The 15,184-nt window shown below is 63.7% G+C and carries 9 protein-coding genes; 6 read left to right on the plus strand and 3 right to left on the minus strand.

Features of this window, described 5'->3' with window-relative positions; genetic code table 11:
• Complete coding sequence (cra, locus tag LUU92_RS04240; RefSeq protein ID WP_257103202.1) at positions 1-996, minus strand: catabolite repressor/activator; 996 nt, start codon at positions 994-996, stop codon at positions 1-3.
• A gap of 294 nt (positions 997-1,290) precedes the next feature.
• Here cra and ptsP point away from each other — a divergent pair, with 294 nt between their 5' ends.
• The 4 genes from ptsP (at position 1,291) to LUU92_RS04260 (ending at position 8,510) form a co-directional block, all read left to right on the plus strand.
• Complete coding sequence (ptsP, locus tag LUU92_RS04245; protein ID WP_257103203.1) at positions 1,291-4,149, plus strand: phosphoenolpyruvate--protein phosphotransferase; 2,859 nt, start codon at positions 1,291-1,293, stop codon at positions 4,147-4,149.
• Positions 4,150-5,070, plus strand: coding sequence for a 1-phosphofructokinase (pfkB, locus tag LUU92_RS04250; RefSeq protein WP_222540974.1), 921 nt, complete (start codon positions 4,150-4,152; stop codon positions 5,068-5,070).
• An 11-nt stretch (positions 5,071-5,081) separates the two neighbouring features.
• Positions 5,082-6,785 (plus strand): PTS fructose-like transporter subunit IIB, encoded by a 1,704-nt coding sequence (locus LUU92_RS04255; protein WP_257103204.1) that lies wholly within the window; start codon positions 5,082-5,084, stop codon positions 6,783-6,785.
• 183 nt (positions 6,786-6,968) lie between these two features.
• A complete protein-coding gene (locus tag LUU92_RS04260; protein ID WP_257103205.1) occupies positions 6,969-8,510 on the plus strand; it encodes an alkaline phosphatase D family protein in 1,542 nt (513 codons plus the stop codon).
• 72 nt (positions 8,511-8,582) lie between these two features.
• Here LUU92_RS04260 and LUU92_RS04265 read toward each other — a convergent pair whose 3' ends face one another.
• Positions 8,583-11,108, minus strand: a complete 2,526-nt coding sequence (locus LUU92_RS04265) for a sulfite reductase flavoprotein subunit alpha (RefSeq protein ID WP_257103206.1) — start codon at positions 11,106-11,108, stop codon at positions 8,583-8,585.
• A gap of 136 nt (positions 11,109-11,244) precedes the next feature.
• Positions 11,245-13,530, minus strand: a complete 2,286-nt coding sequence (locus LUU92_RS04270) for a TonB-dependent receptor (protein ID WP_257103207.1) — start codon at positions 13,528-13,530, stop codon at positions 11,245-11,247.
• 205 nt (positions 13,531-13,735) lie between these two features.
• On the opposite strand from LUU92_RS04270, the gene LUU92_RS04275 reads away from it, so the two are divergent.
• The gene (locus LUU92_RS04275) at positions 13,736-14,416 is read left to right on the plus strand and encodes a Fe2+-dependent dioxygenase (RefSeq protein WP_071491099.1); all 681 of its coding nucleotides are present in this window, start codon (positions 13,736-13,738) and stop codon (positions 14,414-14,416) included.
• A 1-nt stretch (position 14,417) separates the two neighbouring features.
• Positions 14,418-15,167, plus strand: coding sequence for a tetratricopeptide repeat protein (locus LUU92_RS04280; RefSeq protein WP_071491100.1), 750 nt, complete (start codon positions 14,418-14,420; stop codon positions 15,165-15,167).
• Positions 15,168-15,184: the final 17 nt, after the last annotated feature.

Below are 15,184 nucleotides of genomic sequence, written 5' to 3' on the forward strand. Positions count from 1 at the left end.
TCAAGCCTCGTGAATACGCTGCTTGAACGTCCGGCCGATGGCATGCACGCCGGGTTGATACTGTTCTTCTTCGATCGCCGCCAGGGCCAGGCGCAGGGCGGTATCGGCGATCAGTTGGTGCTGCTGGGCCATGGCGTTGACCGGCAGCGGCAGGAAGTCCAGCAACTGGGTATCACCAAAGGTTCCCAGGCGCAGCGGGCGCGACTTGAGCGGGAAGTCATGCAGTGCGTCGAACACGCCTTGCAGCAGCACGTAGGACGTGGTCACCAGCGCGTCAGGCAAATGCCCCAGTCGCTGTAGAAGTTGCTCCATCAGCTGTCGGCCGCAATCGCGACTGAAGGCTTCTGCGTGTTCGACGATCACCTCGCCGGTGAACCCGGCAAGGGCTTCGCGGAAACCAGCGGCACGTTCGTGGCTGATGCTCAGCTCGGGTCGTGCGCCGATCAGCACGATCTGCTTGGGCAACGGTTGCAGCAGGCTGCTGGTCAATTGCTCGCACGCCTGGCGGTCGTCGCTGACCACCGAACAGAACTGATCCGCACCCATCACCCGGTCGATGGCAATCACCGGCAACCCCTTGGCTTGCAGCTCGCGATAACTGTCATCGCTGGCCGGCAGGCAACTGGCGACGAACAGCGCATCACAACGCCGCGCGCGGAACAGTTGCAGCAACTGGCGTTCGCTGTCGGCGTCATCGTCGGAGCTGGCGATCAGCAACTGATAGCCCCGCGCCCGTGCACCTTGCTCCAGGAGCTTGGCGATGCGTGCGTAACTGGGGTTTTCCAGGTCGGGCAGGATGAAACCCAGGGTGCGCGTGTGCCGACTGCGCAGCCCGGCGGCCTGTGGGTTAGGAGTAAAGCCATGGGCTTCGACGACAGCCCGCACCCGTTCGACGGTGGCGTTGCTGATGCGTTGCTGTTCGGCCTTGCCGTTGATGACGTAGCTGGCGGTGGTCACGGACACACCGGCCAGACGGGCGATATCACTGAGTTTCAAACCGGGATTTCCTTGTTTTCTGGAGCTTGCCCCGACATTTTGTCCAATCGTAACCGATTCCAGCACTCGACTAATGTCTCAGCTCAAGTGCCGAGTGGTTGTTCAAGGATGCGCAATTAACGCGTAATCTGCCATAAATTCTAGATTAAACGTTTCAGCCAGCGTATTTTTACGACGTTCGCGACTGAGTAGCTACTGCCAACTGACTGCTCAGTCAGCTATTGATGCACACCCATTACACTGTTTGTTTAAAACAATACCTAGTGCGGTCATCGCACTAACTAGGAGAACGGCATGCTTGAGCTCACTGTAGAGCAGATTTCCATGGGCCAGGTGGCTGTGGATAAATCTGCTGCCTTGCACCTGCTCGCTGACAAACTGGTGGCTGATGGCCTGGTCGCCGAGGGTTATCTCAGTGGCTTGCAGGCCCGTGAAGCCCAGGGCTCGACCTTTCTCGGCCAAGGTATTGCCATCCCCCACGGCACCCCCGAAACCCGCGACCAGGTGTTCTCTACCGGCGTGCGCCTGCTGCAGTTCCCCGAAGGGGTGGACTGGGGCGACGGCCAGATCGTGTACCTGGCCATTGGCATTGCCGCCAAATCTGACGAACACCTGCGCCTGTTGCAACTGCTCACCCGTGCCCTTGGCGAAACCGACCTGGGCCAGGCATTGCGCCGTGCCGGAAGCGCCGAAGTCCTGCTGAAACTGCTGCAAGGCGCACCGCAGGAACTGGCGCTGGATGCGCAGATGATCAGCCTGGGTGTGTCCGCCGACGACTTCGAAGAGTTGGTCTGGCGCGGCGCACGCCTGTTGCGCCAGGCCGATTGTGTGAGCAATGGTTTCGCCGCCGTGTTGCAGCAGGTTGACGCGCTGCCCCTGGGCGATGGCCTGTGGTGGTTGCACAGTGAACAGACCGTCAAGCGCCCGGGCCTGGCGTTTGTCACCCCGGACAAGCCCATGCGTTACCTCGGCCAGCCGCTCCATGGCCTGTTCTGTCTGGCCAGCCTCGGTGAAGCCCACCAAGCGCTGTTGGAGCGCCTGTGCGCCTTGCTCATCGAAGGTCGCGGCCAGGAACTGGGCCGCGCCACCAGCAGCCGTGCCGTGCTCGAAGTGCTTGGCGGCGAACTGCCTCCGGACTGGCCCAGCGCCCGCGTCACCCTGGCCAACGCCCATGGCCTGCATGCACGTCCGGCGAAGATCCTCGCGCAGTTGGCGAAAAGTTTTGAAGCCGACATCCGCGTGCGCATCGTTGACGGTCCGGTCGGCGCCGTGTCGGTGAAAAGCCTGAGCAAGCTGTTGAGCCTCGGCGCGCGGCGTGGCCAGGTGCTGGAGTTTGTCGCCGAGCCGACGATTGCCGGCGATGCGCTGCCCGCGTTGCTCGCCGCTGTGGAGGAAGGCCTCGGTGAAGAGGTCGAGCCGCTACCGACGGTCAGCGTCCAACCGGCAGCCCTGGATATCGAGCCGGTTGTCAATGCGCCGACCAGCGGCAGCCAGGTCCAGGCCATTGCCGCCGCACCGGGCATCGCTATTGGCCCCGCGCATATCCAGGTTCAGCAAACGTTCGATTACCCCCTGCGCGGCGAATCCTCCGCTATTGAGCGCCAGCGCCTGCACAGTGCCCTGGGCGAAGTGCGCCGCGACATCCAGGGCCTGATCGAGCGCAACCCTTCCAAGGCGATCCGCGAGATTTTCATCACCCACCAGGAAATGCTCGACGACCCGGAACTCACCGACGAAGTCGACACCCGCCTCAAGCAAGGCGAGAGCGCCGAAGCCGCGTGGATGAGTGTGATCGAAGCGGCCGCCAGGCAGCAGGAATCGTTGCAGGACGCCTTGCTCGCCGAGCGCGCCGCCGACCTGCGTGATATCGGCCGCCGTGTATTGGCGCAACTGTGCGGCGTCGAAACCGCCCAGGAGCCGAGCGAACCCTACATTCTGGTGATGGACGAGGTCGGTCCGTCGGACGTGGCGCGTCTTGATCCCGCGCGCGTCGCCGGCATCCTCACCGCCCGAGGCGGCGCGACGGCCCACAGCGCCATCGTCGCCCGTGCCCTCGGTATCCCGGCGCTGGTCGGCGCCGGCCCGGCGGTGTTGCTGCTGGCCTCCGGCACCCCCTTGCTGCTGGATGGCCAGCGCGGTCGCCTGCATGTCGACCCCGACGCCGCCACCCTGCAACGCGCCACGGTCGAGCGCGACACCCGCGAACAACGCCTGCAAGCCGCTTCGGCGCAACGCCATGAACCGGCGCTGACCCGCGACGGCCATGCCGTGGAAGTGTTCGCCAATATCGGCGAAAGCGCTGGGGTTGCCGGCGCGGTGGAACAGGGCGCCGAAGGGATCGGCCTACTGCGCACCGAACTGATTTTCATGGCCCACCCGCAGGCGCCGGACGAAGCCACCCAGGAGGCCGAATACCGCCGCGTGCTCGACGGTCTTGGCGGTCGCCCGCTGGTGGTGCGTACTCTCGATGTGGGCGGCGACAAACCGTTGCCGTATTGGCCGATTGCCGAGGAAGAAAACCCCTTCCTTGGCGTGCGCGGCATCCGTCTCACCCTGCAACGCCCGCAGATCATGGAAGCACAATTGCGCGCGCTGTTACGGTCCGCCGATAGCCGCCCGCTGCGCATCATGTTCCCCATGGTCGGCAGCGTCGACGAATGGCGTGCCGCCCGTGATATGACCGAGCGCCTGCGCCTGGAAATCCCGGTGGCGGACCTGCAACTGGGGATCATGATCGAAGTGCCGTCGGCGGCCTTGCTCGCGCCGGTGCTGGCCAAGGAAGTGGATTTCTTCAGCGTCGGCACCAACGACCTGACCCAGTACACCCTGGCCATCGACCGTGGTCACCCCACCTTGTCCGCCCAGGCCGATGGCCTGCACCCGGCGGTGCTGCAACTGATCGACATCACCGTGCGCGCCGCCCATGCCCATGACAAATGGGTGGGGGTGTGCGGCGAGCTGGCGGCGGACCCGCTGGCGGTGCCGGTGCTGATCGGCCTGGGTGTGGATGAGTTGAGCGTGTCGGCCCGCAGCATTCCGGAAGTGAAGGCGCGGGTGCGTGAATTCAGTCTGAGCGAGGCCCAGGGCCTGGCGCAACAAGCACTGGCGGTGGGTTCGCCCGCCGAAGTGCGTGCCCTAGTGGAGGCCGTGTAGATGGCAAGGATTCTGACCCTGACGCTGAACCCGGCGTTGGACCTGACGGTGCGCCTGGCGCACCTGGAACCGGGTGAAGTGAACCGCAGCGAAACCCTGCTGACCCATGCCGCCGGCAAGGGTGTGAATGTGGCGCAGGTGCTGGCGGATTTGGGCCATCAGGTGAGCGTGGGCGGTTTCCTCGGCGAGGCGAACCCCCAGGCCTTCGAGGCACTGATCGCCCGCCGTGGGTTTGGTGACGCGTTCATTCGCGTGCCGGGCGAAACCCGCAGCAATATCAAGATTGCCGAACAGCAAGGCCGTGTCACCGATATCAATGCGCCGGGGCCGGTGGTCAGTGACGCGGCGCAAGCTGCGCTGCTCAAGCGCATCGCCGATATCGGTGCGCAATTCGATGCGGTGGTGGTGGCCGGCAGCCTGCCGCGTGGCATCAGCCCGCAGTGGTTCCAGGGGCTGTTGGCGCAACTGAAAAACCTCGGGTTGAAAGTCGCCCTGGACACCAGCGGCGAAGCGCTGCGCGCCGGTTTGAAAGCGGGGCCGTGGATGGTCAAGCCCAACACTGAAGAACTGGCCGATGCCCTGGGGCATGCCCCGGATGCAATCAGCCAACTGCATCGGCAAGGCGTGGAACATGTGGTGGTTTCCGATGGCGCTGCCGGCGTCACTTGGTACCGCCCAGGCGCGGCGCTGCAGGCCACGCCGCCAAAGGTGACGGTGGCCAGTACCGTCGGGGCCGGTGACTCGCTGCTGGCCGGCATGCTGCACGGCCTGCTCAGCGGCGATACCCCGGAACAGACCCTGCGCCGCGCCACGGCAATTGCCGCCATGGCCGTGACGCAGATCGGTTTTGGCATCAGCGATGACGCGCAGTTGGCGCGCCTCGAAAGCGGCGTCCACGTGCGCACGCTGACAGAACAATAAGAGGGTTTGTGATGAAGTTAGCCATTGTTACTGCCTGCCCGAACGGCATGGTCACCAGTGTGCTGTGCGCCCGCTTGTTGGACGCCGCCGCGCAGCGCCAGGGCTGGAGTACCAGCGTTGAAGTGGTGGATGTGCAGCGCCCGGAGCGCCAATTGTCCCAGTCGGTCATCGACGACGCCGAATGGGTGTTGCTGGTCAGCAGCACCCCGGTGGATATGCAGCGCTTTGTCGGCAAGCGCGTGTTCCAGAGCACACCGGCCCAGGCGTTGGCGGATGTCGACGCCGTATTGCGTCGTGGCGCCGAAGAGGCGCAGGTGTATGTCGCTGCTGAAGCCCCGGCCAGGAACGCGCCGCGCATCGTTGCGATCACCGCCTGCCCGACCGGCGTCGCCCACACCTTCATGGCTGCCGAAGCCTTGCAGCAGACGGCCAAGCGCCTGGGTTATGACTTGCAGGTCGAAACCCAGGGCTCGGTTGGTGCCCGTACGCCATTGAGCGCCGAAGCAATCGCCAATGCCGATGTGGTGTTGTTGGCCGCCGATATCGAAGTCGCCACCGAGCGCTTCGCCGGCAAGAAGATCTACCGGTGCGGCACCGGTATTGCGCTCAAGCAGTCCGAAGCCACCCTCAACAAGGCCCTTGCCGAAGGTGCGGTGGAAAGCGCGGCCAGCGGCGCGGTGGCCAAGCCGGAAAAAACCGGCGTGTACAAACACCTGCTCACCGGTGTGTCGTTCATGTTGCCGATGGTGGTGGCAGGCGGGTTGTTGATCGCCTTGTCGTTCGTGTTCGGCATTCACGCCTTTGAACAGGAAGGCACCCTGGCGGCTGCGCTGAAAACCGTCGGCGACCGCGCCTTCATGCTGATGGTGCCGCTGCTGGCGGGCTACATCGCCTACTCGATTGCCGACCGTCCGGGCATCGCGCCGGGCATGATTGGCGGCCTGCTGGCCGGCACCCTGGGTGCTGGATTTATCGGTGGCATCTTCGCCGGTTTCCTCGCCGGTTATTGCGTCAAGTTGATCACCCGCGCAGTGAAATTGCCGCAGAGCCTGGAGGCGCTCAAGCCGATCCTGATCATCCCGTTGCTGGCGAGTCTGTTCACCGGCCTGGCGATGATCTACCTGGTGGGGCCGCCGGTCGCGCGCATGCTGGTGGGGCTGACTGATTTTCTCAGCACCATGGGCACGACCAATGCGGTACTGCTGGGCATCCTGCTGGGCGGCATGATGTGTGTCGACCTGGGCGGGCCGATCAACAAGGCGGCCTACGCATTTTCCGTCGGCCTGCTGGCGGCCCACAGCGGTGCGCCGATGGCCGCGACCATGGCGGCCGGCATGGTGCCGCCGATCGGCATGGGCATCGCCACGTTCCTGGCGCGCCGCAAGTTCGCCCAGACCGAACGCGAAGCGGGCAAGGCGGCGATGATCCTCGGCTTGTGCTTCATCTCCGAAGGCGCGATCCCGTTTGCCGCGAAGGACCCGTTGCGCGTGATTCCGGCCAGTATCGCCGGCGGTGCATTGACCGGTGCCCTGTCCATGTACTTCGGCTGCGTACTGGCGGCGCCCCATGGTGGCCTGTTTGTGCTGGTGATCCCGAATGCGATGAACCATGCATTGCCGTATCTGCTGGCGATTGTCGCCGGCAGCCTGCTGACCGGTCTGGTCTACGCGTTGATCAAACGCCCCGAAGCGCAAGAACTGACCGTGACCGCCTGAGGCGGCGTAGAAAATGTGGGAGGGGGCTTGCCCCCGATAGCGGTGGGTCAGCCATAAATGTGCTGGCTGACACTCTGCCATCGGGGGCAAGCCCCCTCCCACCGTTGATCGCTGTATAGGTGTCATCTCTGCTTCATCGGGGCGTGCTTTAGTGGCCCTTTTGATACTCAAGAGGGCACCTGCATGAGCCACTTCGATCTCGGCCGCCGCCGCGTGATGCAAGCCGTCGGCGCCGGCCTGTTGTTGCCGGGCCTGGCGCCGGCGGTGATCGCTTCGGTCAAGGACCGGCCGCAGCTCACCGATGGCGTGCAGTCCGGCGACCTGCTCGGCGACCGCGCCATGATCTGGAGCCGCAGCGACCGCCCGGCCAAGATGGTGGTGGAGTGGGACACCCGCAGCGTGTTCAGCAACCCTCGTCGTTTTGTTTCGCCGCTGGCCGACCAGCGCAGCGACTTCACCGCCCGCGTCGAGCTCACCGGGCTGCCTGTCGACCAGGCGATCTTCTACCGCGTGCACTTCGAGGACGCCCAGACCGGCATCGCCAGCGAACCCTGGTTCGGCCACCTGCGCAGCGTGCCGCAACAGCGCCGTGACATTCGGTTTGTGTGGAGCGGCGACACCGTCGGCCAAGGCTTCGGTATCAACCCGGACATCGGCGGCATGCGTATCTACGAAGCCATGCGCCTGCGTCTGCCGGACTTTTTTATCCACAGTGGCGACACCATCTACGCCGACGGCCCGGTGCCCGCGCAGCTCACCGTCGAAGACGGGCGCATCTGGCGCAACATCACCACGGAGGCCAAGAGTAAAGTCGCTGAAACCCTGGAGGAGTATCGCGGCAATTACCGCTACAACCTGATGGATGAAAACGTGCGCCGCTTCAACGCCGAGGTGCCGCAGATCTGGCAGTGGGACGACCATGAAGTGGTGAACAACTGGTCCCCGAGCAAGCAGTTGGATGAGCGTTACCGGGTCAAGGACATCAACACCCTGGTCGGCCGTGCGCGCCAGGCGTGGCTGGAATACTCACCGATGCGCCGCCAGGCAGCGGACGGCGGCGGGCGGATTTATCGCAAGCTCAGCTACGGTCCGCTGCTGGATGTATTCGTGCTGGATATGCGCAGTTATCGCGGGCCCAACGATGACAACCTCGGCGGCGAAAAACCCTTCCTCGGGCGTGCGCAATTGGACTGGCTCAAGCGTGAACTCAAGGGCTCCCAGGCGCAGTGGAAAGTCATCGCCGCCGACATGCCCATCGGCCTTGGCGTGCCCGACGGTGAAGTCAGCCCCGGCGTGCCGCGCTGGGAAGCCATCGCCAACAACGATCCCGGTGCGCCGCAAGGCCGCGAATGGGAAATCGCCGAGCTGCTGGGCTTTCTACGGGCGCAAAACGTGCGCAACCACCTGTGGCTGACCGCCGATGTGCACTACTGCGCCGCGCATCACTACCACCCGGATCGTGCGGCGTTCCAGGATTTCGAACCGTTCTGGGAGTTTGTCGCCGGGCCGTTGAACGCCGGGAGTTTCGGGCCTAATCCGCTGGACAAGACCTTTGGCCCCGAAGTGGTGTTCGAGAAGGCACCGCCGGCGCAGAACACCTCGCCGCTGGCGGGGTTTCAGTTTTTTGGCGAGGTGAACATTGATGGGCAGACGGCGGAGTTGAGTGTGGTGCTGCGGGACCTGGATGGCGTCTCGGTGTTCGAACAAAAACTCCAGCCCACCTGACTTGGAATGCATTAAAAATTGCGGGAGGGGTGTAGCCCCCTCCCACAGGTTGAGTGTTGTTCGTTCAGGGGGTCAGTACACGTCGCGGCGATAACGCCCCTGCTCGATCAACCGCGCCACGGCTTCACTGCCGAGGATGTCCACCAGCGCCTGGTCCACCCCCGTCGCCATTCCCTGCAGACTTCCGCACACATAAATCGCCGCGCCGTCGGCCAGCCATTTACGCAGCACATCCGCTGACTCGCGCAGGCGGTCCTGCACGTAGATCTTCTCCTCCTGATCGCGGGAAAACGCCAGGTCGAGCAACGCCAGATCGCCGCTGGCCAACCAGCCTTGCAGTTCGTCCTGGCACAGGAAGTCATGCTTGATATTGCGCTCGCCAAACAGCAGCCAGTTGCGCTGCTGGCCGTCGGCGATGCGGGCCTTGAGCAGACTGCGCAGACCCGCCAGGCCGGTGCCGTTGCCCAGCAGGATCAGCGGCACCGGCGCCTGTGGCAGGTGGAACGCACTGTTGCGGCGCAGACGCAGGCTGATGCTCGAACCGAGGGCGGCGTACTCGGTCAGCCAGCCCGAGCCCAGGCCCAGGCTGCCGTCGGGGTGACGTTCCTGGCGCACGATGAGTTCCAGCACGCCATCGCTGGCAATCGAGGCGATGGAGTATTCGCGCATGCCCAGCGGTACCAACGCGTCCACCAGCGCCTGGGCGTGCAGGCCGACCAGGTGCGCGCGATGGGTCGGCAACTGGCGGGTGGCCAGGGCCTGGTCGAGCGTATGCGCCATGCCGTCGATCAATACGCTGTCACTGCCGGCCAGGCCCAGGCCTTCGAGGAAGTGTTCGATGGCCCACGGGCAATTGCGTGGCAGCACTTCCACCAGGTCGCCGGCTTGCCAGCTTTGTGGCGACGGCGAGGTGAGGCCCAGCAGGTAGACGTCCGAGCCGCTGCTGTCGCGGTTGAGCAATGAGCGGTGGCTGAGCGTCCAGTTTTCATATTGGGCCGTCGGCCAGGCGGATGCCGGGGCGTGGCCGGTCAGTTGGCCGAGTTGTTGTTGCCAGTGGAGCAGGGCGGCGGTGTCGCCGCTGTCCACTTCCACGGGCGCAAACAGTGGGTTGCCGCCCTGATGGGTCAGCCAGAAATGCAAGCGGCGGGCAAAGCCGCAGAAATGTTCGTACTGGCGATCACCCAGGGCCAGCACCGAGTAGTTCAGGCCCTTGAGGGACAGGTCCTGGCCGAGCACGCTGCGCTCGAAACCACGGGCATTGTCAGGCGCTTCGCCGTCGCCGAAGGTGCTGACCACAAACAGCGCGTTTTCCGACTGGCGCAGGTCGTCCTGGCTGACGCTGCCCAGGGGCTGCACCTTCACTGGCAGGCCGGCGGCCTGCAATTGCCCGGCCGTTTGCCAGGCAAGCTGTTCGGCGAAACCGCTCTGGCTGGCAAAACCGATCAGCCAGGCCGGGGCGTTACTGGGGTTGGTTGTGAGGCCTTTGCGCGCATCTCGCACCTGGCGTTTTTTGCGCCGGCGGTCCAGGTACAGCAGCCAGCCGGTGATGAAGAACAGCGGCATCAGCACCGAGCTGAGCGTGAGGACAATCCGCCCGATCAAGCCGAAGTAACTGCCGGTGTGCAGCGCATAGACGCTGGTTAGCAGTCTGGAACCGAGGCTTTTGCTGGCGTACTGGTCGTGGGATTTGACCTCGCCGGTGGCCGGGTCGAGATTGATCTGGTTCAGCGCCCGGTCATGGGGCGAGTTTTTCAACAGGTAGTAGACGATGGCCGGTTGCCCGGCGACCGCTGGCATGCGGATGTTATAGGCGCTCAAGCCCGGGCCGGCGTTGCTGTAGATGCTGCTCCAGATCGCATCGTAGTTGGCCACCGGCGCCGCACCCTCGGGCGCCGGGCCGCGCTTGCGCACCCGTTCGTTTTGCGGGGCGTCGGACAACAGCTTGGTCAGGCCCTGGCTGTACCAGTCGTAGGACCAATACAAGCCGGTCAACGCCGACAGCAGGTAAGCCAGCAGGCACCAGGTGCCGAACACCGAGTGCAGGTCCCAGTTGAAGGCACGGCCTTTTTTGCGCCAGTCCAGCGTCAGCCAGGCCCGCCAGCTCGCCACCTGGCGCGGCCAGCGCAGGTACAGGCCGGAGAGGCAGAAGAACACCAGGATCAGCGTGCACGCGCCGGTGATGTTGCGCCCGGTATCGCCCATCACCAGGAAACGGTGGAACTGCAGCAGAAAGCCGAAGACATCCTGGCCGAGCACGTCGCCCATGTAGTCGCCGGTGTAGGGATCGAAATAGCGCAGTTGGCCACGGCGCTCGCCGGGCGGCGCGGTGAAGAACACGCGGGCGGCGTTGCCGCTTTCGCTTTCGACGAACAGCATGGCCACGGTCTGGCCTTCGGTGGCCTCCAGCTTGCGCACCAGTTCGGCGGGCGGCAGCACACCGGCTTCGCGTTTTTCCACGGTCAGCACGCTGGGGTTGAGCGCCCGCAGTATTTCATCCTGAAACGAGACCGCAGCCCCGCTGATCCCCATCAAGGCCAGCACCAGCCCGGCAGTGATGCCGAAGAACCAGTGCAACTGAAACAGGGTTTTCTTCAACACGTCTGACCGCCTCGTCTATCCGGATATGTAGGGCACGGCGCGCATTATGCCGTGGCTTGTCGAGAAACATTCTGTTTTACACGCAAAAGCCCCACGCATCCGATGCGTGGGGCCCTCTGCTGCGCGACGCTGCTGCTTAAAAATGGAAGCTGGTGGTCAACAGGGCCGTACGACCGGCCGCCTGGTTGGCGAAGTGTGTCGAGAAGGCCTTGTCGTAGTAAACCTTGTCGGTCAGGTTTTGTACGTTCAGTTGCAGGTCGACGTTCTTGGTCAGTTTGTAGCTGGCCATGGCATCGTAGCGGGTGTAGGACGGTACATAGACGGTGTTGCCGGCGTCGCCATAAACCTGGTCGACGTAGAACGCACCGCCACCGAGGGTGAGCTTGGAGGTGACGTCGTAAGTGGTCCACAGGCTGAAGGTGTTCTTCGGCGTATTCGGCATCTGGTTGCCTTTGTTCGAACCCGCGCTGACGACACCGTTACGCCCGTTGAGGCCGGATTTGACCAGCTCGCTGTCCAGGTAGCTGTAGCCGGCGAACACTTGCCACTGGTCGGTGATCTTGCCGCTGGCGGACAGTTCCAGGCCGTCGACCTGGGATTCGCCGGCGTTCTGATAGGTGAGCGCGTCCACGAGGATGCGCGTGTTTTTCTTTTCGGTGCGGAACACCGCAGCGGTGAGGGACAGGCGATCGTGGAACAGGTCCCACTTGGTGCCCAACTCGTAGTTGACGGTTTCTTCGGGCTGCAGGTCGCTGGTGGCGGCACCGGCTGAGAGTGGGTTGCCGTCCGACCCTTCACCGACCAGGCCACCGGCAGGTGTCGCCGATGTGGCGTAGGACGCATAGATGCTGGCGTTTTCCACTGGCTTCCAGACCAGGCCGGCCTGCCAGTTGAAGAACTGGCTGTCTTCCTTGATTTTGCTGCGGCCGGTGGCCGAGTCGGTGTTGGCCACGGTGTCAAAGGTGTCGTAGCGCAGGCCGACGTTCAGCAACCATTTGGGGTCCAACTCGATGGTGTCGAACACATAGGCGCCACGGCTGGTGGCCTTGGTGGCGGTGCCGTAGTAGTTGCGGGCAATGCTGCCGGTCCAGGCGTCATCCGGGTTCGGATTGCTCAGGGAGGTGCACTGGCCGCCCAGGCTGCCTTTGGCCACGGTGCACACTGGGTTGGCGTTGGGGCTGATGGTGTAGCTGCTGACGCGGGTTTCTTCACCGGTGAACTCCAGGCCGGTGGAGTAGCTGTGCTTGAAACCCAGGGCCTGGAACTTGCCGAACAGGTCGGTCTGGTTGGTGGTGGTGGTCGTGGTCGAAACCCGGCTATTGGCGCGACGCCACACGGTGCCGTAGCGGTTGACGTTGAACTTGCTGTCGTCCGGCTGGGTAAGAATGTAGTCCTGGCCGGTGCTGCCATGGCGCAGGGTGTTTTTCAGCGTCATGGTGTCGTTCAGGTCGTGCTCGATGGAGAACGTACTGATATCGGCGCGGGTCTTGCGGAAGTCGCGGTCCTTCAAACCGTAGAAATTATTGCTGTCGCCGCCATCGTTGGGCTTGTCATGCACATGGGCGGTGGCGGTCGACGAACCATAGCCGTAGGGAATCCCCGAATCCGGCAGGTCGTTGCTTTCCAGGTGGTAGTAGCTGAGGTTGACGCGGGTCGGGGTACCCAGGCCAAAGGTCAGCGACGGTGCCACGCCCCAACGGTCGTAATTGACCGCGTCGCGGCCAGCCACGTTCTGTTCATGGCTCATCAGGTTCAGGCGGAACGCGGCGCTGTCATCGAGGAACTGGCGGTTTACGTCGAGTACGTAGCGGCGGGTCTGGTCGGAACCGTAGGTGAAGCCGCCGTTGGTGAAGTCCCGCGCTTGTGGGGTCTTGCTCACCAGGTTGAGGCTGCCGCCGGCTGAACCGCGACCGCCGAACGAAGAGTTCGGGCCTTTGCTGACTTCAATCGACTCGATGTCGAAGATCTCACGGCTCTGGCCACCGGTGTCGCGTACGCCGTCCAGGTAGGTGTCGCCCTGGGCATCAAAACCGCGGATGAACGGGCGGTCGCCCTGGGGGGTGCCGCCTTCGCCCGCGCCAAAGGTGATGCCCGGCACGGTGCGCAAGGCATCCTGCAACGAGGTGGCGGCGGTGTCCTTGAGGACTTGTTGCGGCACCACGGTGACCGAGCGCGGGGTATCTACCAGCGGTGCGGTGTATTTCTGCGACGTGGCTTTTTCGACCTGGTAGGAGGTGTTGTCCTGCGCTTCCCCGGTGATGCTGGTGGCGCCCAGGGAAATGCTGTTGCGCTGGCCTTTTTGTTCAGTGTCTTCGGCAGCTTGTGCCAGATGGGCGACAGAGCTGGCGCTGAGGGCAACGCCGATGGCTGAAGCCAGCATGCGTGGTGAACCGGCAGGTATTTTTGTAGTGGTGCGCGACATGACGTGTCCTTTCCCCAAGGATGTGAGGTCGCGGAATATAGGGCGAACAAGACTTTCTATCAATTGCGATACATTGCTAATTGCATTGAATTTACATTCTTTACACTTTTTGCTTACGGTTTTTACGATCTCGTTCGTCCTGGCGTTTTACAGGGCGGATAAGAATCAATACCATTGGCGCCTCTCTGAATTCAGGTACTGCCCCATGCTGCTGCACATCCCCGGCCTGTTCTCTCGTGAGGAGGTGCAGCGCATCCGCCAGGCCCTGGAAAACGCCGAGTGGGCCGACGGTAAAATCACCGCCGGGCACCAGTCCGCCAAGGCCAAGCACAACCTGCAGTTGCCCGAGGGCCACCCGCTGGCCAAGGAAATCGGCGCGGCGATGCTTGAACGGCTTTGGCAGAACCCGCTGTTTATGTCAGCGGCGTTACCGCACAAGGTGTTTCCGCCGCTGCTCAATTGCTACACGGCGGGCGGCAGTTTTGACTTTCATATCGACAACGCCGTGCGCCAACCCAAGGGCAGCCACGAGCGGGTCCGCACCGACCTGTCATCGACGCTGTTCTTCAGCGACCCGGACGAATACGACGGCGGCGAACTGGAAATCCAGGACACTTTCGGCCTGCAGCGCGTGAAGCTGCCGGCCGGCGACATGGTGCTGTACCCCGGCTCCAGCCTGCACAAAGTCAACGCCGTGACCCGTGGCGCACGCTATGCCTCGTTCTTCTGGACCCAGAGCCTGGTACGTGAAGACAGCCAGCGCACCCTGCTGTTTGAAATGGACGGTGCGATCCAGCAACTGACCGCCGATGTGCCTGACCACCCCGCGCTGATTCAACTCACCGGTACGTATCACAACCTGTTGCGCCGTTGGGTCGAGGTCTGACATGGGCTTTTTATTGCGTCGGGAAGAGGTGCTCAACGTTGAGCAACTGCAAGCGATGCTCGACGATTCCCCCGTGCGCGCTGCCCAGGCAATCCTGATGGCGGCGAAGGAAGGAGTGGTCGATGCCCAGGCGTTGCTCGGGCAAATCCTGCTCGAAGGGCGCGGCATCGCACGCGATGAGACACTGGCCTTGCGCTGGTTCCAGATCGCCGCGCACAGCGGGCATTTGATGGCCCGCAACATGGTTGGGCGTTGCCGCGAGCATGGCTGGGGATGTGATGTCGATGAGGCGGCGGCGGCGCGGGAATATCGGGCGGCTGCCGACGCAGGGTTGGATTGGGGGCAGTACAACTACGCCAATCTGCTGGCCACGGGGCGCGGTGTCGCCGAGGACCAACGACAAGCATTGGCCTGTTATCGCCGGGCGGCCGAGCAGGGGCATGCCAAGTCGATGAACCTGCTGGGGCGTTACCTGGAAGATGGTCGGTTCTGCCCACAGGACCTGGACGCCGCTGTGGACTGGTATCGACGCTCAGCCGAGGCCGGTGATTTTCGCGGGCAGTTCAGCTATGCGGCGGTGCTGGCCGACAGAGGTCAGATCGACGCGGCGCTGGAATGGTTGCGCAAGGCGTTGGCGGGCGGGAACCTGAAGTTCTTGCGGGTGGCGCACAAGGCCCTGGTAGCGGCGAATGATCCGCGGATCCGGGCGATGGCCGGTGCCTATCAACAACGCGCGGTAAGCCTTTCTTGAGGCGTAAAAAAACCCAT

Origin of the sequence: Pseudomonas extremorientalis, assembly GCF_024584605.1 — a bacterium.
Classification (GTDB): Bacteria; Pseudomonadota; Gammaproteobacteria; order Pseudomonadales; family Pseudomonadaceae; genus Aquipseudomonas; species Aquipseudomonas extremorientalis.